Genomic DNA, 832 nt, shown 5'->3' with positions numbered 1-832 from the left:
GCGGCCTCGCTGTTCACGTCACGTCCGGCGATAATTTTTGTATTGCCGCCGCTGGCGATTTCCGTGCCCTGCTGGCGCACCGACTCGTTAATTTCGACTTTTTTCTTCGCTTTGTAGCTGTTTCCTTCCGTGGTTTCCTGCGCCAGCAGGTTCACGTCGCGTCCCGCCTGCATCGCCACATCGTTTTCTGCGGCCAGGCCTGCCGCCTGGCTGTTGATGTCCCGGCCTGCGGCAAGCTGAAGGTCGCCGCCGCTGCTGACGGTGGTGCGGGCCACATCCGTGCTGTGGGATTCACTTTTGCCTTTACTGGCGCTTTCGCCGGTCTGCGCGGCGTTAAGGTTCAGGTCGTTGCCCGCCATCAGCGTTGCGTTGCCGCCCGCATTCACCGCGCTGGCGGCAAGCGTCAGGTCATTGCCTGCCTGCATCCCCAGATTTCCGCCTGCGGTGATAGTGCTGCCGCTTTGGGTCACAGATTCTTTGCTGGTTGCGTCTTTGCCCCGGAAGCCGGACTGGCTGTAGCTTTCAGTAATCTGGTTTGCGGTAACGGCGATATCCCCCCAGGCCTTCATCAGCAGGTCACCACCTGCCGCCAGATTCGCGCCGGTAATATTGATGTTGCTGCCAGCCAACAGGCTTAAGCTGTCCAGGGAAGTGATGGAGGCGGTATCGCCCACCTGTGTAGTGCTGAGGCTTACCATCTGCCCGTTCTTACCGGGCGCCGCCAGGCTCCAGGTATCTGCGAGCGTAATATTGTTGATGCTTCCGTTTATACTCTCAAGCGCCACCGTTTTACCGCTGATGGTTGAGCCGATGTTATTGATGTCGCCCAGCG

General features: G+C 59.4%; 1 protein-coding gene. It reads right to left on the bottom strand.

Annotated elements, in window-relative coordinates; genetic code table 11:
• Window positions 1-832: hemagglutinin repeat-containing protein (locus tag MUA00_RS00280; protein WP_271130456.1), on the bottom strand; the 832-nt coding region annotated here is incomplete at both ends.

It is taken from the genome of Dryocola boscaweniae, from assembly GCF_025215095.1.
Lineage (GTDB): Bacteria > Pseudomonadota > Gammaproteobacteria > Enterobacterales > Enterobacteriaceae > Dryocola > Dryocola boscaweniae.
This window is presented reverse-complemented; position numbering and strand designations above follow the sequence as displayed.